This is a genomic window from Actinosynnema sp. NPDC050801, from assembly GCF_040673975.1.
Taxonomy (GTDB): Bacteria; Actinomycetota; Actinomycetes; order Mycobacteriales; family Pseudonocardiaceae; genus Actinosynnema.
In genome coordinates this window covers 28190-50355 of record NZ_JBFAQZ010000002.1, presented here as the reverse complement: position 1 = coordinate 50355, position 22166 = coordinate 28190, and the positions used below count along the sequence as shown (strand labels likewise).

The 22166-nt window shown below is 72.4% G+C and carries 16 protein-coding genes and 1 pseudogene; 2 read left to right on the top strand and 15 right to left on the bottom strand.

The features are described from left to right. Nucleotides 1-112: 112 nt before the first annotated feature. The 9 genes from AB0K14_RS05085 to AB0K14_RS05045 all read right to left on the bottom strand — a co-directional run bounded on the left by AB0K14_RS05085 (nt 113) and on the right by AB0K14_RS05045 (nt 10926). Complete coding sequence (locus AB0K14_RS05085) at nt 113-2047, bottom strand: VWA domain-containing protein (protein ID WP_360462652.1); 1935 nt, start codon at nt 2045-2047, stop codon at nt 113-115. Next, nucleotides 2044-3429 (bottom strand): sigma 54-interacting transcriptional regulator, encoded by a 1386-nt coding sequence (locus AB0K14_RS05080; RefSeq protein ID WP_360462655.1) that lies wholly within the window; start codon nt 3427-3429, stop codon nt 2044-2046. The genes AB0K14_RS05085 and AB0K14_RS05080 overlap by 4 nt, the downstream gene beginning before the upstream one ends. Before the next feature lie 343 nt (nt 3430-3772). Further along, a complete protein-coding gene (locus AB0K14_RS05075) occupies nt 3773-4639 on the bottom strand; it encodes an aminoglycoside phosphotransferase family protein (protein WP_360462658.1) in 867 nt (288 codons plus the stop codon). A gap of 114 nt (nt 4640-4753) precedes the next feature. Further along, nucleotides 4754-6433: a glycoside hydrolase family 6 protein gene (locus AB0K14_RS05070; RefSeq protein WP_360462661.1), complete on the bottom strand. Its 1680-nt coding sequence runs from the start codon at nt 6431-6433 to the stop codon at nt 4754-4756. A gap of 557 nt (nt 6434-6990) precedes the next feature. Further along, nucleotides 6991-7788: a hypothetical protein gene (locus AB0K14_RS05065; RefSeq protein ID WP_360462664.1), complete on the bottom strand. Its 798-nt coding sequence runs from the start codon at nt 7786-7788 to the stop codon at nt 6991-6993. Nucleotides 7789-7820: 32 nt separating this feature from the next. Further along, nucleotides 7821-8294, bottom strand: a complete 474-nt coding sequence (locus AB0K14_RS05060; RefSeq protein ID WP_360462667.1) for a YcxB family protein — start codon at nt 8292-8294, stop codon at nt 7821-7823. Next, nucleotides 8291-9319: a ferrochelatase gene (locus AB0K14_RS05055; protein WP_360462669.1), complete on the bottom strand. Its 1029-nt coding sequence runs from the start codon at nt 9317-9319 to the stop codon at nt 8291-8293. Before AB0K14_RS05055 ends, AB0K14_RS05060 begins: the two co-directional genes overlap by 4 nt. An 88-nt stretch (nt 9320-9407) precedes the next feature. Next, nucleotides 9408-10175, bottom strand: coding sequence for an enoyl-ACP reductase FabI (fabI, locus tag AB0K14_RS05050; protein ID WP_360462672.1), 768 nt, complete (start codon nt 10173-10175; stop codon nt 9408-9410). A gap of 46 nt (nt 10176-10221) precedes the next feature. Then, complete coding sequence (locus AB0K14_RS05045) at nt 10222-10926, bottom strand: beta-ketoacyl-ACP reductase (protein ID WP_077009181.1); 705 nt, start codon at nt 10924-10926, stop codon at nt 10222-10224. Between the two features lie 94 nt (nt 10927-11020). Between AB0K14_RS05045 and AB0K14_RS05040 the strand changes: the two genes are divergently transcribed. Further along, entirely contained in the window at nt 11021-13687 is a 2667-nt protein-coding gene (locus tag AB0K14_RS05040) for an FAD-binding and (Fe-S)-binding domain-containing protein (RefSeq protein ID WP_360462675.1), read from the top strand. Nucleotides 13688-13851: 164 nt separating this feature from the next. Here the strand turns inward: AB0K14_RS05040 and AB0K14_RS05035 are convergent, their stop codons facing one another. Further along, on the bottom strand, nt 13852-14385 hold the full coding sequence (locus AB0K14_RS05035; RefSeq protein WP_360462678.1) for a helix-turn-helix domain-containing protein: 534 nt from the start codon (nt 14383-14385) through the stop codon (nt 13852-13854). Between the two features lie 101 nt (nt 14386-14486). Between AB0K14_RS05035 and AB0K14_RS05030 the strand changes: the two genes are divergently transcribed. Next, nucleotides 14487-15377, top strand: a complete 891-nt coding sequence (locus tag AB0K14_RS05030; protein WP_360462681.1) for an NmrA/HSCARG family protein — start codon at nt 14487-14489, stop codon at nt 15375-15377. Nucleotides 15378-15524: 147 nt separating this feature from the next. Here the strand turns inward: AB0K14_RS05030 and AB0K14_RS05025 are convergent, their stop codons facing one another. The 5 genes and pseudogenes from AB0K14_RS05025 to AB0K14_RS05005 form a co-directional block, all read right to left on the bottom strand. Beyond that, nucleotides 15525-16724, bottom strand: coding sequence for a family 2 encapsulin nanocompartment cargo protein terpene cyclase (locus AB0K14_RS05025; protein WP_360462684.1), 1200 nt, complete (start codon nt 16722-16724; stop codon nt 15525-15527). Next, nucleotides 16721-17469, bottom strand: a pseudogene (locus tag AB0K14_RS05020) (methyltransferase domain-containing protein). The gene AB0K14_RS05025 and the pseudogene AB0K14_RS05020 overlap by 4 nt, the downstream one beginning before the upstream one ends. Nucleotides 17470-17940: 471 nt before the next feature. After that, the gene (gene cutA / locus AB0K14_RS05015; RefSeq protein ID WP_360462687.1) at nt 17941-18276 is read right to left on the bottom strand and encodes a divalent-cation tolerance protein CutA; all 336 of its coding nucleotides are present in this window, start codon (nt 18274-18276) and stop codon (nt 17941-17943) included. 100 nt (nt 18277-18376) lie between these two features. After that, nucleotides 18377-19375: a LacI family DNA-binding transcriptional regulator gene (locus tag AB0K14_RS05010; RefSeq protein WP_360462690.1), complete on the bottom strand. Its 999-nt coding sequence runs from the start codon at nt 19373-19375 to the stop codon at nt 18377-18379. A 1-nt stretch (nt 19376) separates the two neighbouring features. Further along, nucleotides 19377-21941: a glycoside hydrolase family 3 C-terminal domain-containing protein gene (locus AB0K14_RS05005; protein WP_360462692.1), complete on the bottom strand. Its 2565-nt coding sequence runs from the start codon at nt 21939-21941 to the stop codon at nt 19377-19379. Nucleotides 21942-22166 lie beyond the last annotated feature (225 nt).

The window sequence follows — 22166 nt, the reverse complement described above, 5'->3', positions numbered from 1 at the left end:
CCACTCCACAGGCGAGGGGCGGGGGGGGCGGGGGTCGCGGCGTCGCTGCTCTGGTTGGGGGGGGGGGGGGGGGCCCCCCCCCCCCCGGCCCCCCCCCCCCCCCACCCCTCGTTCAACGGCGCTTGCGGGACCTCAGGTAGTCGCTGACCACGGCCGCACCCAGGCCGTCCTCGCCCGGCGCGACGACCCGGCCGCCGGAGCGCCGGGCCACGGTGTCCACGAACTTGGTCAACCTGGGGTCGTCGCCCAGCCGGAACACCGTGATCGACGCGCCCAGCCGGGCCAGGGCGTCGACCTCGACCAGGGTCTTGCCGATGGTCCGGGGAAGCGGCGGGTAGCGGAACTCGGCGTCGCCGGTCGGCTCCAGGTGCGCGGTCGGCTCACCGTCGGTCACCACCAGCACCACCGGCTGCGCGTCGGGGTGCCTGCGCACGTGCCGACCGGCCAGCAGCAGCGCGTGGTGCAGGTTCGTGCCCTGCTCCCACACCCCTTCCAACCCGGTGAGCTGCCCGATGTCGACGGTCTCGGCGTGCCGGCCGAACGTGATCAGCTCCAGCGCGTCGGTGCGGAACCTCGTCCGCACCAGGTGGTGCAGCGCCAGCGCGGTGCGCTTCATCGGCACCCACCGGCCGTCCTGCACCATCGACCAGGACGTGTCCACGCACAACGCGACCGCCGCGCGCGACCGCTGCTCGGTCTCGCTGACCTCGACGTCCACCACGTCGAGCCGCACCGGGCCGCCCGCCGACCGCAGCACCGCGTTGGTGACGGTCCGCGGCACGTTCCACGGCTCGGTGTCGCCGAACCGCCACGGCCGCGTCGACCCGATCAGCTCACCGGCCGCGCCCGCGGACGAGTTGTCCCGCTGCCCCTGCTCCCGCGCGCTGTCGATCACGCCGCGCAACGCCGTCTCGCCCAACCGCCGCAGCGCCTTCGGCGTCAACCGCAGCGAGCCGTCCGGCGCCCGTTCCAGCAGGTTCTGCGACCGCAGCTCGCGTTCCAGCTCGGCCAACCGCCGCGCGTCCACGCCCGCCTCGTCGCCGAGCTGCCGGACCAGCGCCTCCAGGTCGATGTCCTCCAGCCGCGCGCCGGGGTAGGACTGCGACAGCTGCTCGGCCAACGCGTCCAGCTCGGCCAGGTCCGCCATCGCCTGCGCGCCCTCGCCCAGCCCCAGCGGGTTGTCGCCGCGGAACCGCGCCGAGCCGTCCCAGTCCTCGCCCGGTCGCAGACCTTGGAGCAGCGAGTCCAGCTGGGACAGCTGCGAGCCGATGCCGGAGTTGCCGAACGCCTGCTGCGACAACGCGGACAGCTCCTGGCGCTGCTGCTCGGACATCGAGTTCATCATCCGCTGGGCGGCGGCGGACCGGGCGGCCAGCGCGTCGATCAGCTCCTCCACCGATCGCGGGTTCTCCGGGAAGAACTCGCCGTGCTCGCGCATGAACCGCTCGAAGCGCTCGGCGGTGTCCTCGCCGGCGGCGTGCGCGGCCAGCAGGCCGTTCAGGTCGTCCAGCATCGACTGGATCCGCTGCACGTCCTCGGGCCGGACGTTCTCCATGGCCTGCTTCATGCCCTGGAACCGCTGGTCCATCAGCTCGCGGCCGAGCAGGTTGCGGACCTGCTCGTAGGACTCGCGGGCCTGCGGCGACCGCCAGTCGTACTCCGCCAGCTCGGTCACCGCGGCCGCGGTCGACTGCGGCAACGCGTCCAGCCTGGCCTCGCGGAACCGCGCCTCGTCGTCCGGGTCGGGGAACAACGCGGCCCGTTCGGCCTGCAACGCCTCCTCCAGCAGCCGCTGGACCTCCTGCAACGTGCCGTCCAGCCGGTTGCGCCTGGTCAGGGCCGAGCGCTTCTGCCACAGGCGCGCGGTCAGGTCGTCCAGGCCGCGGGTGCCGGGCAGGCCGCGGCGCAGCAGTTCGCGCAGCGCGGAGGCGGGCGACGCGCCCTCCATGACCTCGCGGCCGAGCTCGTCCATGGCCGCGCGCAGGTCGGTGGGCGGTGCGAGCGGGTCGGGACCGTCGACGTACCGGCCGTACCGGTAGTTGCTCATCCGTACACCGTTCGGTCGTCGTCGGTGTCCTTGGACAGCTGACGGGTGAGGTAGAGCGATTCCAGCGCCAGTTCGACGGCCGACGCGATGCGTCCCGCCGGGTCCTTGGGGCCCGCGCCGACCCGCTGCGCCACGTCGTGCAGCACGGGCAGCTCCGGCAGCGCGGCCAGCAGGTCGCCGGGGTGCACGCGTTCGCCGGTGGCCACCGGGTGGCCGTCGGACACCAGCGCGGCCAGCGGGCGCAGGTCGACACCCGCGAACGTCGACCGGGCCGTGTCCGCGATCGCCCGGCGCAGCAGGTGGACCAGCACCTCCTGCTCGCGGCCCTCCTCACCGGCCTCGAACTCCAGCTTGCCGCGCAGCACCTCGGGCACCGAGTCGAGGTCGACCGGCCGGGCGATGGGCGGGTTCTCGCCGATCAGGGCGCTGCGCCGCAGGGCGCTCGCGGCCACCGTCTCGGCCGCCGCGACCGCGAACCTGGCCGAGACGCCGGAGCGCTGGTCGATGGAGGACGACTCGCGCAGGTGCCGCACGAACCGGGCGATGACCTCCAGCAGGTGGTCGCCGACCTCGGCGACCAGGTGGGCCTCCTGGCGGACCAGCTCGATCTCGGCGCCGATCTCCAGCGGGTAGTGGGTGCGGATCTCCGCACCGAACCGGTCCTTGAGCGGGGTGATGATCCGGCCGCGGTTGGTGTAGTCCTCGGGGTTGGCGGTGGCGACGAGCAGCACGTCCAGCGGGAGCCGCAGGGTGTAGCCGCGGATCTGGATGTCGCGCTCCTCCATCACGTTGAGCAGCGCGACCTGGATGCGTTCGGCCAGGTCGGGCAGCTCGTTGACGGCGATGACGCCGCGGTGGGAGCGCGGCAGCAGGCCGTAGTGGATGGTCTCCGGGTCGCCGAGGCTGCGGCCCTGCGCGACCTTGACCGGGTCGACGTCGCCGACCAGGTCGCCGACGCTGGTGTCGGGCGTGGCCAGCTTCTCGGCGAACCGCTCGTCGCGGTGCTTCCAGGTCACGGGCAGCTCGTCGCCCAGTTCGCGGGCGCGGCGCTTGGACTCGGGCGTGATGGGGTCGAGCGGGTGCTCGTTCAGCTCGGCACCCTCGATCACCGGGGTCCACTCGTCCAGCAGGCCCACGATGGTGCGCAGCAGCCGCGTCTTGCCCTGGCCGCGTTCGCCGAGGAGCACCACGTCGTGGCCCGCGAGCAGGGCTCGTTCCAGCTGGGGGAGCACGGTGCGGTCGAAGCCGACGATGCCGGGCCACGGGTCGCGGCCGTCGCGGAGGGCGGCCAGGAGATTCTCCCGGATCTCGGCCTTCACCCCGCGCGGCAGGTAACCGGCCGTGCGTAGGGCGCCTGCGGTGGTGGGAAGCTCAGAGGTCACCCCACCGAAGTTACGCACCGATCGGCCTCCGGTCGACGTAGAGCGGCTCCACCGCGGTGACGGACCGGCGGGCCGCCACACCGCCCGGAACTGTCGTACCCCTCTGGCAAGCTGAAAGCAGGGGTCCCCCGGGCGGGGACCCCTGCGCAGCGTCCGCGGGTAGAGCACGAATCGAGTGGCCGGGCAGGCACCCGATCCCGGCGGCGTGAGCACGGCGTCGGCGGGCGAGGCTCAACAAACAGGCGTCAGCGGGCACCTCTCAGCCGGTAGGTGTCACCAGGCAGGCGTTAACGAGCAGGTGTCAGCGAGCACGTCTGACCACGCAGGCGTCAGCAGGCAGGTGTCAGCGGGACAGGGTGAGCAGTTCGGTCAGGGCGGCGTGGTCGTCCAGGCGGGAGACGGCGGTCACCGGGGCCAGCGCCCGGCACCAGTCGTGCAGTCGGTCGGGGTCCAGGCCGGCGGCCGCGGCCACCTGCTCGGTGCGGGCGGCCACGCCTTCGTCGCCGGCCGCGTCCAGGACGTAGTCCACGACGTCGAAGCACGGGTCGCCGACGCACGGCCGCGGGTCGATGGCGACCAGCCCCCGCTCCGGACCGCCGTCGAGCACGTTGCCCAGGTGGAGGTCGCCGTGCAGCAGCACGGCGGGCTGGGTGTCGAGCAGGGCGAGGCAGCGTTCCCGCGCCCGGGCCCACGTCCGCTCGGACACGTGCGCGGCCACGGCCGGGTCGGCCAGGCGGCGGCCGATCCTGGTGTAGAACTCCTCGCACCGGTCGCGCAGGCCCCGCCAGCCCGCGCCGGGATCGGGCACGGTGTGCAGCGCCGCCGCCAGCGCGGCCCACTCCCCCGGTGACGGCGGGGTCGGCAGCTCGTCGGCCATCGTGCCCGGCCGGACGGCCTCCATCAGCACCTCGCCGTCCGCCTCGGCCAGCACCGCGGGCACCCGGCCGGACGGGGCGAACAGCCGCAGCGCCGCCGTCTGCTCGGTCAGGAAGACGGGGTCCGGGCTCAGCTTCAGCGCCAACGCCGCCCCGTCCCCCGAACGCCGGCACGACACCACCACCGAGGACGCGCCCGGCGGCATGACGTCGCCCAGGGTCAGTCCCCAGCGCGCCGCGGCCCGCGCCGCCCGGTCCGGCACAGCCGCGCACCACTCCGCGACCGACGGACCGAACCTCAGGGCCAACCGCGCGGTGATCTCGTCGATGTCCACCCGTGCCACGGTAAGAGCGCCGGCAACCGAATAATCCCCCGCAGGCGGCGTCCGAAGTGGACGCCGCCTGCGGGTGTTCGGATCATTCAGTTGTGGTGTCCGGTCAACCGATCGTCACAGCGCCGGGTAGGCGTTGCGCATGAGCTCCTGGAACTGGGAAGAGAACCAGTGACCCGAGAGCGGCGCGTCGGCCAGGGCACCCGACAGGTTGTTGCCGTTGCGGACGTTGCCGCCGTAGGCCGGGTCGCACATCTCGTCGAAGCCCTTGCCCTCGTCGTTCGGGATCGCCTTGCTCGAACCGTCGGACTCACCCGGCGGCTTGATCCAGACGTAAGCGTCGATGCTCGGCTTCGGCGCGGCCTTCGGCCGCTCGCCCAGACCGGCGCCGGCCTGGTTGCACCAGTTGCCCTTCTGGTGGCGGCGGTCGATGCGCGACTCGTTCACGTACGCGTCCGCAGTGGTCGCGGTCGACTTCGCGGTGGGCCGGTTGGGGCCGCCCCAGCCGTTGCGCGAGGTGTCGATCAGCATGCCGATGCCGCTGTCGAAGCCCTGCTTGACGAGCTCGCTGCGCATCGCCGTGGCGAAGCCCAGCTCACCGTTGAAGTCGTTCCAGTCGACCCACTTGGCGTTCTCCTTCACCGGGCGGCCGCCGACCAGGTCGTCGACCGTCCAGTACGGCTCCTCCAGCGCGGAGTAGTTCGCGGTGTTGGTGATGAAGCCGTGGACCTTGTCCTTGGTGGCACCGTTCTTGCCCAGGATGGACGCGAACATCTTCGCCGAGGCGTAGAAGTTGTCGTACTCCGCGACGGTGTCACCCCACCCGATCCAGCCGTGGTGGCCGGAGTCGATGTAGTTGTAGACGTTGGAGATGGCGCCGAGCTTGCCGACGGCGTACGAGACGCCCTCGATGTAGTTGCCGTTCGCCTTCATCACGTCGCAGTTCGGCGTGGCGGTCGCCCGCGGCGACACGTTCGTCACCAGGTTCGGCAGCGAGTCGATCTCGATGACCGCGACGATGCGCAGCTTCGAGTACTCCGGCTTGGACACGATGTTCGTGATCGCGTCGATGTACTCGGTCTTGTAGCGACCGATCTCGCCGGCCTTCAGCTCACCGTTGGACGCCAGCGCGGCGCAGTCGCGGCCGGGCAGGTTGTAGACGACGAACTGGAAGACCAGCTGACCGTCCGCACGGGCCGCGCGCTGCTTCTCGGCCTCGTTCAGGTGGTCCGCCAGGCCCATGAAACCGGTGGTCGGCGAGCCGTTGCCGGCGATCGCGCTGATCCGGTCCAACCACACACCGGTGGGCTGGTTCGCGATCCGCGAGCCACCGGGCTCGGCGGCGGCGCGGGCCGACCACTGCGGGTTGACGTACACGCCGGCACCCACGTACGGGTTGTCGACCTTCGGGCCACCGGGGTTGGTGCCGCTAGTGGTCGTCGTCGTGGTGGTCGTCGTGGTCGTGGTGGTGGTCGTGGTGGTCGTGTCGACCGACCCCGTGCACACCGTGCCGTTCAGCCGGAACTGCGTGGGCACCGGGTTGGACCCGGTCCACGAGCCGTTGAACCCGGGCGTCACCGACGCACCGGTGCCCAGGTTGGGGCTCCAAGAGGGGTTGCGGACCGTCACGCGGCTCCCGGACTGGGAGAACGTGCCGCTCCACCCCTGCTGGACCCTCTGGCCGGCGGCGAAGTCCCACTCCAGCGTCCAACCGCCGGAAATGGCGTCACCGAGATTGGTGATCGTGACGTTGGCGCCGAATCCGCCTTGCCACTGGTTCGTGATCTGATACGCCACCCGGCAACCGGGGGCCGCATTGGCGGTGGCGCCCGACGCCACCACCCCGGCAACGGACAGGGCCGCCACCGAGGTCACCGCCAATGCCCCGGTGAATTTCCGGGAACGTACGAACGTGCGCAGACTCATGCATCGCCTCCTTGCGAGCAACCCGCCATCTGGGAGCGCTCCCAGCGATTTCGCCGAATCGGGATTCGACGCGAGACCGAAACAGCTGCCTGGGAGCGCTCCCAGACGTACGGTAACGCACGACACCTCGTGTTGACGAGGGGTTGACCTGGACATAATCCGCGGCTATACCCGTGCACGTACCCTGCCCAAGGCCCGCTGACCTGCGGTTTCAGTACTTCGATCACCGATGGGATTGCTCGTTCGCGGTGAGCCGGAATCGATTCGGGTAGCAAACGGCGCCGGCCCGGATCACCTGTTCAGCCGATTGCCCGCGCGGTTCGGGAGCAACGTCGGCGTCGAATATTCGACACGGCCCGCCGCGTCCGACCTAATGGCCAGTTCGGTCATCGCCGAATTCCTGTCGAATATTCGACGACGGCTGCCGCCTAATGGCGGCCGGCCCCCTGATCCGAAAGCACCCGGACCGCTTCGTCCACGGCCGCGAGCCGAGCGCGTCGCACGGCCTCGGACAACGGCCGCAACGCCTCGTCCCGCGCCCTCGTCGCGGTCGCCGACACCGCCGAGCCGGGGGCGTCGGACGCCGCCGCGGTCAGGATCGCGGCGACCTCCGCGGCACGCTGGAGCACGCGCAGGGAACGGGCGGGCATCCCGGCGGGCCACTCCACCGCCGAGTGCTCCGCGGCCAGCGCGGCGATCTCCGCCCGCACGTTCGGCCGGTGCCGCGCCACGTCCAAGGTCACCAGCGCGGTGGCCGCCTCGCGCATCGCCGACGCCAGGCCGTGCTCGGCCTCACCGATCGGCACGTGCTCGCCGGCGGGCGCGCTCGGCAGGTCGAACACCGTCCACCGCAGCACCCCGTCGGCGACCAGCTTCGGCACCAGGCCCACGCCCACCTCGGGCAGCACGGCGGCCTCGCCGGCGCGCAACGCGGACTTCCCGAGCGGGCCGTTGGCGCCCAGCCCGCGGACGTCGCCGGGCACCGGGATCACCAACCGGGCCGTGGTCGCGGACGCGCGGCGCAACGACGCCAGCAGCAGCGCGGGACCTACCGGGGCCTCGTCGGGGCCGGGCAGGTCGAGCGCGGTCGCGGTGCCGTCGTCATCGGCCACCACTTCGTGCAGCTCGGCCCAGAACCCCAGGGCGTCGAGGACGTCGTCGGCCGCGGCCGCACCATGCAGCCAGGCCGACGTCCAGACGACCAGCGTCGCACTCGCACAAGACACGCCTACCGAGGGTACGCGGGCACCGCGACGACTCAGGCCGCCGGGCCGACGTGTTCCACCAGCAGGGAGCGGAACCTCTCGACCGACTCGTCGTCGGCGAACGCCCGGTGCGGCACGGCGTACAGGGCGGTGGTGCCGGTCTTGAGCACGAAGCCGCGCGCCGTCTCCACCCATCCCGGCAGTTCGGCCCAGCTCAGCTCGCTGCGCGCGGCCTCGCCCACGGACATCCGCAGCGAGTGCGCGTCCGCCGTGCCGGTCACCGTCTTGGCCGCCAGCGGGTGGTTGTGGAAGTTCACCGCGGTGCCCACCGGCACCAGTGCGATGATGATCACAGCGAGGACGACGCCGAACACGCCCGCCCACGTCATGCCCATCGCCAGCACGACGACGCCCAGCACGCCGAGCACCGCGGCGAACCACGGCGCCCACCGGTACAGCGGCACGGCGATGCGCAACGCGTCACGCCAGTCCGCGGGCCGCGGCGACCAGCTGAAGTCCACGCTCATCGGGCCGCACCCGGCCGTTTCGCGGGCTCGCAGCACCGCGTGGCGCAGAACGCCCCGTTGGTGGTGCACCCGGCGATCGGGAAGTCCGAGAGCTTGCGGACGGGCGCGTCGGCCACGTGCTCGGCGACGAGCTCCGCCACCAGCCGGGCGAACCGGGGGTCGTCGTTGGGCGTGGCCGCGCGGGCGAAGCCCATGCCCAGCTCCTGGGCGCGCTCACGGGCCTCGGTGTCGAGGTCCCACACCACTTCCAGGTGGTCGCTGACGAACCCGATCGGGCACACCACGACGTTGCGCACACCCTTGTCGTAGAGGGTGTCGATGTGGTCCACGATGTCCGGCTCCAGCCACGGGACCTGCGGCGGCCCGGACCGCGACTGCCACACCACGTCGAACTCGGGCACGCCCGCGGCCTCGGCGACCAGCCGGGACGCCTCGGCGACCTGCCGGGAGTAGAGGTGGCCGCCGTCCTCGGGCGGTCCGGCCGCCCGGTCCGCCGACATCGGCACCGAGTGGGCGGTGAACACCACCCGGAGGTCGTCACCGGGCACCCGGGCCGCGGCCGCGCGCACGGCGTCGGCGAACGACTCCACGAACAGCGGGTGGTCGAAGAACTGGCGCAGCTTGACCAGCTCGGGCGCGTCGTCGACGGCCGCGCGGGCGCGCAGGACGTCCTCGTCGTACTGCCGGCACGCCGAGTAGCCGCCGTAGGCGCTGGTCGGGAAGACGAGGGCGCGCCGGACGCCGTCGGCCTTCATCTCGGCCAGCACGTCCTCGACCATCGGGTGCCAGTTGCGGTTGCCGAAGTAGATCGGCAGGTCGACCAGGCCGCGCACGGCCTCGATCGCGGCGCGGTTGAGCGCGTTGATCGGCGACACGCCGCCGAAGTGCTGGTAGTGCCGCTCGACCTCGTCCAACCGCTCGGGCGGTACGCCGCGTCCGCGGGTCACGTTCTCCAGGAAGGGGCGGACGTCCTCGGGTCCTTCCGGTCCGCCGAAGGACAGCCAGAGCAGCGCGTCGTAACTCACCCGGACATCCTCGCGCCGCTGCCGGGACGGCGCACAACCGGGTCGGCGTGATCGACCGCACGCCGACCCGGTCGCGGGCGCTACCGGGCTACAGGCCCAGGAAGTGCACGCCGCCGTCCACGAACACCATCGAGCCGGTGGTGGCGGGGAACCAGTCCGACAGCAGGCCGCACACCGACCGGGCGACCGGCGTCGGGTCGTCGACGTCCCAGCCCAGCGGCGCCTTCTCGCCCCACATGGCCTCCAGGTCCGCGAAGCCGGGGATCGACTTGGCGGCCATCGTGCGCACCGGTCCGGCCGACACCAGGTTGACCCGGATGCCCTGGGGGCCCAGGTCGCGGGCCAGGTAGCGGTTGATCGACTCGAACGCCGCCTTGGCCGCGCCCATCCAGTTGTAGGCGGGCCACGCCTGGCGGGCGTCGAAGTCGAGGCCGACCACCGACGCGCCCCGGTCCATCAGCGGCAGGGTCGCCTTCACCAGCGCCTTGTAGGAGTACGCCGAGACGTGCATGGCCGTGGCCACGTCCTCCCACGGCGCGTCCATGAACGGCGCGCCCAGGCACGACGGCGGCGCGTAGCCGATCGCGTGCACGACCCCGTCCAGGCCGTCCACGTGCTCGCGCACCCGGTCGGCCAGCGTGTCCAGGTGCTCCTGGTTCTGCACGTCGAGCTCGACCACCGGCGCGCCCTGCGGCAGGCGCTTGGCGATGCGCTCCACGAGGCTCATCCGGCCGAAGCCGGTGAGCACGACCTGGGCGCCCTGCTCCTGGGCGACCTTGGCCACGTGGAAGGCGATCGACGCGTCCGTGATCACCCCGGTGATCAGCAGCCGCTTGCCTTCGAGCAGTCCCGTCACTGAAACCCGTCCTCCGAGAGTGTTGGCTTGATGCTGGTCTGGCGGCTCAGTGGCCCATGCCGAGGCCGCCGTCCACCGGCAGCACCGCGCCGGTGATGTACGCGGCGGCGTCGGAGGCCAGGAACGTGACGGCGGCGGCGATCTCGTCGGTCGTGCCGTAACGGCCCGACGGCACCTGCGCGAGGATCTGCTTCTTGCGGTCCTCGGGCAGCGCGTCGGTCATGTCGGTGGTGATGAAGCCGGGCGCGACGACGTTCGCGGTGATGTTGCGCGTGCCGAGTTCGCGGGCGATCGACCGGGCCACGCCCACCAGGCCCGCCTTGCTGGCCGCGTAGTTGACCTGGCCCGCGCCGCCGGTGAGGCCGACCACGGAGGAGATGAACACGATCCGGCCGTAGCGCTTGCGCAGCATGCCCCTGGACGCGCGCTGCGCCACCCGAAACGCGCCGGTCAGGTTGGCGTCCAGGACGCGGGTGAACTGCTCGTCGGTCATCCGCAGCAGCAGGGTGTCGTCGGTGATGCCCGCGTTGGCCACGACCACCTCGACCGGCCCGTGCGCGGCCTCGACCTCGGCGAACGCCGCATCGACCTCGGCGGAGCTGGTCACGTCGCACTTGACGCCGAGCAGGCCCTCGGGAGCGCCGGAACCGCGGTGCGTCACCGCGACCTTGTCGCCCTGCGCCGCGAACGCCCGCGCGATCGCCAGACCGATGCCCCGGTTGCCGCCGGTGACCAGAACGGACCTCGACACGCTTGCTCCCATCGCTGCTGGTTGATGCGGGGCGAGGCTATCTCCTACCCCTAAGTACGCCACCATTGGCCGGGGGTGGATCACAATCGGGCGCGTGACCGGTTTCATCGCACGACTCCGGGCCGAGGTGGACGGCGACGTGCTCGCCGACCCCGCCCACCGCGCCCTCTACTCCGTCGACGCCTCGAACTACCGGCACGTGCCGGAGGTCGTGGTGCGGCCGCGATCGGTGGACGCGGTGGTGGCGGCGGTCGGGGTGGCGGTCGAGCACGGCGTGCCGATCACCAACCGGGGCGCGGGCACGTCGATCGCGGGCAACTCGGCGGGAGCCGGCCTGGTGGTCGACTTCTCCCGGTACCTCGACCGGGTGATCTCGGTGGACCCGGTCGAGCGCGTCGCGGTGGTGCAGCCGGGCGTGGTGCTGGACCGGCTCAACGACGCGGCCCGGCCGCACGGGCTGGTGTTCGGGCCGGACCCGTCCACCCATTCCCGCTGCACGCTCGGCGGCATGATCGGCAACGACGCCTGCGGCGCGCACTCCGTGGCGTGGGGCAAGACCAGCGACAACGTGCGCGCGCTCGACGTGCTGCTGGCCGACGGCCGCCGGTTCGACACCCGCACTCCCCCGCCGCTCGACCTGCCCGAGGTCGACCCGTCCTGGTTCCCCGCGCTCGACCGGCGGGTGTCGGGCTACCGGTTGGACGCGCTACCGGACCTGACCAGGGCGTTGGTCGGCTCGGAGGGCACGTGCGCGACCGTGCTCGGCGCGACGGTGGAGCTGGTGCGGGCGCCACCGCGCCGGGTGCTGGCGGTGCTCGGCTTCGACGGACCGTACGACGCCGCCGACCTGGCACCCGGTCTGCGTGAACTGGACGTGCTCACGATCGAGGGCCTCAACGCCGAGTTGGCCCGGGCGGCGGGCGAGTCCCGGCGGCTGCTGCCGCCCGGTCGGAGCTGGCTGTTCGTGGAGGCGGCCGAGGACGCGGTCGCGCACCGGGCCGCCGCCCTCGCGCCCCACTCGGTGGTGGTGACCGATCCGGGACGGCAGCGCGCGCTGTGGCGGGTGCGTGAGGACGGCGCGGGTCTGGCGACCCGGATGCCCGACGGCGGCGAGGCGTGGTCGGGTTGGGAGGACGCGGCCGTGCCGCCCGAGCGGCTGGGCGCCTACCTGCGCGAGTTCGACGCGTTGCTGGCCGGGCACGGCCGGCGCGGCATCACCTACGGGCACTACGGCGAGGGCTGCGTGCACGTGCGGATCGACTTCGACTTCCGGCGCGGGCACCGGTCGTTCCTGCACGACGCGGCCGACCTGGTGGTGGCGCACGGCGGGTCGCTGTCCGGCGAGCACGGCGACGGGCAGGCGCGGTCGGAGCTGCTGCCCCGGATGTACCCGCCGGCCGCGATCGAGGCGTTCGGGAGGTTCAAGGCGGCGTTCGACCCGGACAACCGGATGAACCCGGGTCGGATCGTGGCGCCCGTGAAGCTGGACGCCGACCTGCGCGTGCTGGTCGCGCCGCCGGTGATCCCGACCAGGGCGAAGCTCGCGCTGCACGCCGACGGCGGTGACCTGGCGGCGGCGACGCGGCGGTGCGTGGGCGTGGGCAAGTGCCTCAACACCACCGGCGGGGTGATGTGCCCGAGCTACCGGGTGACGAGGGAGGAGAAGCACTCCACCCGGGGCCGGGCGCGACTGCTGTTCGAGATGCTCGGTGGGCAGGTGGTGCGCGGCGGGTGGCGTTCGGAGGAGGTCCGGGACGCGCTCGACCTGTGCCTGGGCTGCAAGGGGTGCAAGCGGGACTGCCCGGTGGACGTGGACATGGCCGCGTACAAGGCGGAGTTCCTGCACCACCACTACCGGGGACGGGTGCGGCCGGCGGCGCACTACTCGATGGGCTGGCTGCCGCTGTGGTTGCGGCTGCGGCTGGTGAACGGGCTCACCGCCCGGTTCGGGCGGTTCGCCGGCGTGGCCCCGCAACGCCCGCTGCCGACGCCGGTGCGGTCGTTCCAGTCGAGGTTCGAGGCCTCCGCCCGCGGTGGAGCCGTGCACCGGACGACAGCCGGCGACCGGGTGCTGCTGTTCCCCGACACGTTCACCAATTACTTCGAGCCGGGTGTCGGTTTCGACGCGGTGGCGGTGCTCGGGCACGCCGGGCAGGGCGTCGAGGTGCCGCGGTCGGCGGTGTGCTGCGGGCTGACGTGGTTCTCCACCGGCCAGTTGGGCATCGCCCGGCGGGTGGTCAGGCGGACGGCTCGCGTGCTGCGGCCGTGGACGCGGGACGGCGTGCCGGTGGTGGGGTTGGAGCCGAGCTGCACGGCGTTCCTGCGTTCCGACGCGGTGGAGGTCGCCGGCGACGACCCGGACGTGGTGCGGCTGGCCGAGTCGGTGCGCACGTTCGCCGAACACGTGTCGCCGCTGCTGGAACCGGTGGCGGGCGCCGGGCGGGCGGTGGTGCAGCCGCACTGCCACCAGTACGCGGAGCTGGGGTTCGACGCCGACCGGGAGCTGCTGGCCAAGACCGGGGTGAGCGCGTCGGTGCTGGAGGGGTGTTGCGGGCTGGCGGGCAACTTCGGCTTCGAACGCGGCCACTACGACGTGTCGATGGCGGTGGGCGAGCAGACCCTGTTCCCGGCCGTGCGGTCCGCCGGCGGTGACACGGCGGTCGTGGCGGACGGCTTCAGCTGCCGCACGCAGGTCCGGCACGGTTCCGCCGCCGAACCCGTGCACACCGCCACCCTGGTCCGGCGGCGGTTGGGGCTCTAGGCCCGGCCGGTCCAGGTGGCCACCCGGTGCTCGGCGAAGCGGTCGTCCTCGACCTGCGGGATGTCGTTGCCGAAGAGGTCCAGCACGCCCTCGGCCGTCCGACCGCGTCCGGTCCAGCGCGCCGCGACGAGGTCGCCGGGCGGTGTCTGCGCCGGACCGGGGCGTCACGCGGGGCGGATGCCCTCCAGCGCCAGCGTGAGCAGGCGGTCGGCCTCGGCCGGGTCGCCTTCGGCCGCCAGTGACACCGCGTTGGTCAGCGTGAGCAGGTCCACCACGGCCACGTCGGAACGCACGTCGCCGGCACGCCGGGCGGCCGACACCAGCTCCTCGCCGGCGGCCGTGATCATCGCGTGGCAGGCACTGCCGAAGGACGGGTCCGCGCCGCGCATCAGCGACGCGGCCAGACCCCGGTTCGCCGCCGCGTGCCTGCCGACCGACCGCAACCACACCACCAGCGCCGGACCGGGCGGCAACTCCGCCGCCGTCGCCCGGGCTCGGTCGCACAACTCCTCGACCCGGTCCCGGAACACCGCCTCCAGCAGCACCTGGCGGGTCGGGAAGTGCCGGTGCAGGGTGGCCGATCCGACACCCGCCCGGCGGGCGATCTCCTCCAGCGAGGCGTCCGCGCCCTGCTCGGCGATCGCGACGCCCGCGACGGCGACGATCCGCTCCCGGTTGCGGCGGGCGTCGGCACGCATCACACGCTCCTCCGATTGACGACTGGACCAAGTGGGGTGGTCCTCCATATCGTAGCGACCAGGAAACGGGGGCCCACTCCGTTTACCGATCGAGGAGAACCGTGGACAAGACGATTGCCGTGGTCGGCGCGACCGGCCTGCAGGGACGCGCGGTGACGGCGCGGCTGGTGGCGGACGGCTGGCGGGTGCGCGCCCTGACCCGCACCCCGGCGAAGGCCGAGTCGAACGCGCCGCTGGTACAGGCCGACATGGAGGACGTGGACTCGCTGGTCGCCGCGATGGCGGGCGCGCACGGCGTGTTCAGCGTCCAGCCGACCGTCGGCTCGCCCGGCACCGCACCGGACTTCACCACCGAGGACGAAGTCCGCTGGGGCGGCAACGTCGCCGAAGCCGCGCACCGGGCGGGCGTGGCGCACCTCGTGTTCAGCTCGGTGGCCGGTGCCGGCAGGCACGCCACCGAAGTGCTGCCGGTCAACGTGGTGAGCAAGCACCGGATCGAACGGCGCATCGCCGAACTCGGCCTGCCCGCCACCGTCCTGCGACCGGTGTCCTTCATGGAGAACTTCACGGGCGGCTACGCCCTGCGGGACGGCAGGGTGTCCACCGGCCTGGCACCGGACGTCCCGCAGCAGCTCATCGCGGTGGACGACGTCGCGGTGCTCGTCGCGCTGGCGTTCGCCGACCCGGACGCGTGGATCGGCCGCACCGAGGACATCGCGGGCGACGAGTTGACCCCGGTCGGGATCGCCGCCGCCATCTCGGCGGCGACCGGTCGCACGACGCCGTACGAGCAGGTGCCGATCGACGTCATCAGGCGGGTGAGCGAGGACTTCGCGCACGCCAACGAGTGGCTGAACGAGCGCGGCTACCGGGCCGACGTCGAAGCGACGAGACGACTGCACCCCGGTCTGCTCGACCTGCGCACGTGGCTGGCGACCACCGGGGCCGCGCGGATCACGGCGTTCCTCGACGGCGGGACGACCCGAACCTGAGGGAACCCTCGTGGTGGCGCGAAGGGGGAACTCACGGCGTTCAGCGCCGTCGCTCGCCGGGGAGCGCACGGCGACCGAGGTCCGCACCAGGTGCCCGGCCGGCGGAACGCGGGCGGCGCTGCGCCGGCCGGGCACGTGGCGCAGGTGTCACGCGGTGCGGTAGCGGGGGTTGGTGGCGTGCCACTCGAAGCCGCCGCCCATCCAGGACCGCACGCCGCGCAGGAAGCGCTGCAGTTCGGGTGACGGCACCGGCAGCAGGCTCTCGTGCAGCGCCTGGAAGTCGCGGACGAGCTGGTTGTGCAGCTCGACGGTGACCTCGGTCGCCTCCTCGGTCGAACAGCCCCGGTCCGCCGCGATCTGGAGCACCATGTTGCACACCGGGTTCGCGTCGGCGGCGTCCTTGGCCACCGAGTGCAGGTCGTTCACCGGCACCGACGCGGTGCCCGCCTGCATGAGCGCACGGCGCACCCGCGGCTCGTAGTACAGGTTGGCGGGCACCTCGTAGCCGCCGACGGCGTCCACCAGCGTCATCGACGTGTAGAAGCTGTCGTGCTGGCGGGTGGCGAGGTACTCCCAGGCCGGGGGGTACGCGCCGGTGTGCCGCCACGCGGCGTAGGTGTCCCAGCTGACGAACATCGCGAACGTCGAGTAGCACGCCCGCTGCACCTGGGCCGGCGTGCCGTGCCGCCCCAGGTACTCGACGCCCGTGCGCAGCGCCACCAGCACCCGGTCGGACTCCAGCGCCTCCTCCAGCGGCTCGGAGAACTCGCCCACGGGCGCGACCGGGTCCATCGCGGCCATCGCCAGCGACAGCTTCGCCGGCAGCTCCGTCGGCGTGGCGCCCATCCCGCTGTCGTCGGCGTACAGGTCGTCGGCGGCCCACCACGCGGCGTTGAGCTTCGCCGCGATCAGCAACTGCTCCGGGTCGTCGGTGTCGACGTGCGCGAGCACCGCCAGCCGCCCGAACCCGGCCTTGCGCATCAGCTCCTGCTCGTCGTCGGTGAAGCCGCAGTCGCGGGCCCACCGGACGAGCAGGTCGTCGACTTCGTCGGCGAGCCGGTCGTCGACCCGCTCGGCCACCGGGACGTACAGGGGCGACGCCGACCCGTCGCCCCACTCCCGCTCCGCGTACGCGGGATCGCGCAGCGGGTCGGTCGGTGCGGCGCCGGACGCGGGACTCGGCAGAGCGACACCGGACGCGGGGCCTGGCGGCACGGCGCCGGGCACCAAGTCGGTCGAGGCCGGGCCCGGCGCCCGGTCGGTCAGCGCGGCGGCCAGCCGGGCCGCGGACGTGCCCAGCCCGGTCGGCCCGGCCAGCGCCGCGGCGAACCCGTCCAGCGTGGTCATCGCACCCGATCCGCGGCGATCAACAGGTAGCGGAAGCTGCCCTCCCGGTAAGCCTGGAGGAACGACTTCTCCACCCCTACTCGCTGCGCGAGTGGACGCTGCACGTGTAGCGCTCGTCGATCTGGCTCACGGCCTTGGACCGGCCACCGGTGACGTCGTTGCAGCAGCCGGTGATGCACACGTACCGGCCACCGTGCCCCAGCAGCCGGGAGAACTCGCCGAACAGCTCGAACAGGTCGACGTACATCGTGGTCTCGTTGGTCCAGATGCCCGCGAAATCGCCGGTCTCGAAACCGGTGTCGAGCATGTTGCGGAAGTGGAACCGCACCTGGTCCGCCACGTCCCACTTGGCGGCCTGGGCGTTGGCGAACTCGACCTGCTTCTCGGAGATCGTCACGCCGTCCCCGCGGCAGCCGAACCTGCGGTGGGCCATGAGGCTGGTGCCGCCGCGGCCGGACCCGCCGTCGAGCAGGCGGTCCTGCGGCCGGATCGGGCCGAGGTGGTCGAGCAGCATGGTGGCCTGTGCGCTCTCCAACCGGTGCAGTTCGGCGATCACCCGTGCGTCGCGGGTCTCCTCCGGACCGGTCAGCACCGAATCGTCGTACGCGCCCACCCCGTAGTGGTGGTGGTAGATCCCGTCGACCTCGCCGAGCTTGATGTTCACCGGGTCGCGCTCGGCGTTCCAGTACGCCGCCACGGACTTCTGGTAGTCGGTGCGCAGGACGGGGGATGCCTCAATCGTCATCTGGTTCGTTCTCCTTGACGGGATGGCGGTATCAGCGGGCACTACCGACGCATTCGAGAATCCCCGACGCATTCGGGATGCGAATCGGATACCCGCGTCCGACGACAGTCACAATGGACACCCACCCGATCCCCGCCCGGGCCCGGTGCGGCCGGATTCGTCGAGCACATCAGGGTTTCGAGTGCGAGCGACGGTCGCGGACATGTGTTCCGAATGGCAACAGCGCCCAACGCCAGCACCGCCCCCGACGACGGGAAGTCCCCTGAAAGGGTGCCCCGATCGTGAATACCGGGCTGCCGCAACAGAAGGCACTTTCCGGTGAAAAACAATTCGACCACGACCGAACGTAGTCGACGTCACCGCGACTAGTCACCCGATCGCCCGCCACGATCGGGTGGCACCCAGAAGAACGTGTAGAACCGTCCGCTCAGTGCGGTCACGGGTGGTGCGCACGGTGGGCGACGCGTTGCCTCAACCGGGTGATCCGGGCCTGGTCTCCTCGGTAAGCCAGGCCAGGTAGTCGGTGTTGCCGCCGAGCACCGGCAGGGCCAGCACCTCGGGCACGTCGTAGGTGTGGCGCGCCTTGACGAACTCGGTCAGCTCGTCCACCCGGTCGTAGGCGGTCTTGATCCACAGCTGCCACTCGCGGTCGTCGTGCACCTCGCCGTCCCACCGGTAGACGCTCCGGACCGGGCCGCCGATCTGCACGCACGCGGCCAGGCGCGCCTCGACGATCGCCCGCGCCAACGTGCCGGCCGCGTCCTCGCTGTCGGTGGTGGTGATGACCACGACGTGGTTGTCGCTCACCCACCGGAGGGTAGCGCGCGGCACTCCGGCGGCGCGTCGGCGAACGCAAGGGTCGGCCGGGCGGAGAACGCGGCAGACCACGCGCCCGCGACCGCGTCGGTCAGCGCGTCGTGCTGGCCCGCTCGGTGAGCCGTGGCTGCAACAGGGTCAACGGGGGCGTCGGTGTCCGGTCGAGCTTGGCCATCAGCAGCGCCACCGCGTGGTGGCCCAGCTGCTCCGCGGGCACGGCCACCGAGGTCAGCGGCGGCATCAGCCGCTCGGCCTGGTCGTCCGGGCAGATCGCGATCACCGCGACGTCGTCGGGCACCTTGCGGCCCAGCGACCGCAACACCTCCACCACGGACGGCAGCGCGGCCTCGTTGTGCACCACCAGACCCGTCACGGTCGGGTGGCGTTCCAGGAGGCCGGTGATCGCCACGCGGACCGACTCGTGGTCGGTGTCGGTGGGCAGGGTGGTCGAGGAGACGCCGCGGCGCATCGCCGCCGCGCTGAACCCGGCCATGGTGCGGTGCGCGAACCCGGTGTCGCGCTGGTAGACCGCGCGCGGCGCGCCGACCAGCGCCACGTAGGTGTGCCCGAGGTCGGCCAGGTGGTCCACGCACCGCGAGCCCGCCTCGGCGAAGTCGAGGTCCACGCACGTCAACCCGGCCGCGTCGGCGGGGAAGCCGATGAGCACCGAGGGCCGGTCCAGCTCCCGCAGCACGGGCACGCGCTCGTCGTGCATCTCGACGTCCATCACGAGCAACCCGTCGACCTGCGCGCTGCCCGCGACCCGGCGCAGCCCCGCCGCGCCCTGGTCGGCGGTCACCAGCAGCACGTCGTGGTCGTGCCGGCGGGCCGCGTTCGCGACCGCGACGACGAACTGCATCAGCACCGGCATGTGCATGCCCTCGCGCATCGGCAGCACGAGCGCCAGCACGTTGGCCCGGTTGCTGGCCAACGACCGGGCACCCGCGTGCGGGTGGTAGCCCAGCTCCCGCACGCTCGCCTCGACCCTGGCCTTGGTGGCCGAGGAGATCGAGCGGCGGCCGGTGAGCACGTACGACACCGTGCTGGGGGCGACCCCGGCGTGCCGCGCGACATCGGCGATGGTCACCACGTCAACGCACCTCCCGCACCCGCACGCCCGCCGCCTGCGCGGTGAGCACGACCGAACCGCCGTCGACCGAGATCCGGGTGTCCGGTGGCGCGGACCAGGACTCGTCGGTCACGTCGTGGAACGCGATCCACGCGCCGGCCCGGGTGAACACGACCTCGTCGTCCACCAGCCGCACGCCGTCGCAGTCGTCGAAGTCCGCGGCGGGCAACGCGCCGGCACGCGGCGCGATCCTCTCCCCCGGCACGTCCACGACCAGCCGTGCCCGGATGTCCCGCGACGAGGAGCCCGCGCACATCTCGTACCGCCCCGCCTCGACCACGCGCCTGCCGGTGGTGACGTCCCAGTGCCACAGCCGGTCCGCGGCCAGCTCGACCACCGCGGTCCGCCCCGGCTCCAGGTGCACCCGGTGGAACGACTGGAGCTCGCGCACCGGCCGGCGCACCCGCGAGTCGAGCGCCGAGGAGTACAGCTGCACGACCTCCGCCCCCGCCACCTCGCCGGTGTTGGTGACCGACACCCTCGCGACGCCGTCGGCCCACTCCAGCCCCGAGTACTCGAACGTGGTGTAGCCCAGCCCGTGGCCGAACGGGAACAGCGGCTCCCCGGTGAAGTACAGGTACGTGCTGCCCGCGCGGATGATGTCGTAGTCGAAGATGTCCGGCAGGTCGTCGTCGCCGCGGTACCAGGTCTGGGTCAGCTTGCCCGACGGGGAGAACGCGCCGAACAACGCCTCGGCGACCGCCCGGCCCTGCTCCTGCCCGCCGTGCGCGGTCCACACGATGGCCGGGAGGTGCTCCTCCTCGCCGTCCAGCGCGTAGGGGTAGCTGCTCACGAGCACCAGCACCGTGTTCGGGTTCGCCTCGCGCACCGCGCGCACCAGGTCCAGCGACGGCAGCCGCAGCGTGGTGCGGTCCTGGGTCTCCCGGCCGTTGATGTGCGGGTCGTTGCCCAGCACCAGCACGGCGGTGTCGGCCCGCGCCGCCGCCTCGGCCGCCGCGGCGAGCCCGTCCACCACCCGCTCGATCGTGAACGGCGTGGCGTCCAGGCGGGTGCTCCCCCGCACCGTCGCCGGGTTGTCGAGCCCGCCGACGACGTTGTGCAGCACCACACCGCCGTTCGTCGACCTGGGCTCGAACAGCTCGCGCACGTCCCAGCCGCCCGGCGTGGTCGCGGTGGCCACCAACGACCCGTCGTCGGCCACGCCCAGGTAGCGGCGCGACGCCACGTCCCGCAGCGTCCACACGCCGTCGCCCCAGTCGAAGCGGTCGAACAGCGCGCGCTCGCCCAGTCCCACGACACCGCCGCGCACACCGAGGTAGCGGCCGTCCGCCGCGCGCAGCGCGATCCGGTCGACCCCCTCGGTGCAGGAGACGGCGGCGAACTCCTCCAGTCCTCTTCGGACGGTCACCTGGTACGGCGGGGTGCCGCTGTACCAGTCCTCGAACAGCGCGTCGGCGTGCGTGCCGATGACGGCGAGCTCCGTGCCGCGCGCCAACGGCAGCAGGGACTCGTTGCGCAGCAGCACGACCGCCTGCCGCGCGGCCTCCAGGGCCAGCTCGCCGTGCGTGCCGATCACGTCGGAGGTGATCGCCGCGTAGGGGTTGCCCTCGGGCGGGTCGAACTCACCGAGGCGGAACCGCAGCGCGAGCACCCGGCCGACGGCCCGGTCGACCACGTCCCGGTGCACCAGGCCGTCCTTGATCGCCGCGGTGACGCTCTCGATCGTGAACGCGGCGTCGGCGTCCTCGGCGGTGAAGTTGTCCAGGCCCGCGTTGAGCAGCGCCGCGTGCCCCTCGGCCTGGGTCGGCAGGTACGCCTGGAGCCCGGCCACGTTCTGCGGCGCGTACGCGTCGCTGACCACCGCGACGCCGTGCGGCGACCACGTCTGCAGCTCCTGCTCCAGCAACGGGCTCAGGTGCGCGGGGCGGCCGTTGACGAGGTTGTAGGACGGCATCACGGCCACCGCCGCGCCCGCCTCGATCGGGCCGCGGAAGCACGGCAGCTCGTACTCGTGCAGCACCCGCGGCCGGAGGTCGGACGACGTGACGCAGCGGTCGTCCTCGTTGTTGTAGCCCAGGAAGTGCTTCAGCGTGGGCGCGGTCCGCAGGTAGCGCGGGTGGTCGCCGCGCAACCCGCTCGCGTACGCCGTGCCCATGGCCGCGGTCAGCGTCGGGTCCTCGGAGTAGCCCTCCTCGTTGCGGCCCCAACGCGGGTCGCGCAACGGGTTCACCACCGGCGCCCACACGTTCAGGCCGTGCTTGACCGGGTCCAGGTGGTGGAAGCCGCGCGCCTCGACACCGACCGCTTCGCCGACCCGCCGCACGAGCCCGGTGTCCCAGGAGGACGCCAGCCCGACGGGTTGCGGGAACACCGTGGCCACACCCAGCCAGGCGACGCCGTGCAACGCCTCCGTGCCGGTGCGGAACGCCGCCAACCCGAGTCTGGGCACGGCCGGCTGGTGCTGGTGCAGCAGCGCCACCTTCTCCTCGTCGGTCAACCGGCCGAGCAGGTCGGTCACCCTGTCCTCGACCGGCAGACCCGGATCGCGGAACGGCTGCGGGTCCACGGCGCCCCTCTCGCGGTCGTCGAATTATTCGAATGTGCAGCTCACTGAATCGAATCGTTTCGATCGCTGCGAAAACAACGCCAACCGGAGTCAGCGATGCGGAGTGCCAGAAATGTGGCACAGCTCTCTCACCCGCGTCAACACCGAAGTTTCAAGGTTGTTTCATCGGCGGTCTCAATAGTCGAACGCGTTCGACTATTGAGACGTGACGCGACACGCCGAACA

Coding starts and splice junctions, on each gene's coding strand:
- AB0K14_RS05085 (WP_360462652.1), bottom strand. CDS start 2,047: ATGAGCAACTACCGGTACGGCCGGTACGTCGACGGTCCCGACCCGCTC.
- AB0K14_RS05060 (WP_360462667.1), bottom strand. CDS start 8,294: ATGAGCGTGGACTTCAGCTGGTCGCCGCGGCCCGCGGACTGGCGTGAC.
- AB0K14_RS05035 (WP_360462678.1), bottom strand. CDS start 14,385: ATGCGTGCCGACGCCCGCCGCAACCGGGAGCGGATCGTCGCCGTCGCG.
- AB0K14_RS05025 (WP_360462684.1), bottom strand. CDS start 16,724: ATGACCACGCTGGACGGGTTCGCCGCGGCGCTGGCCGGGCCGACCGGG.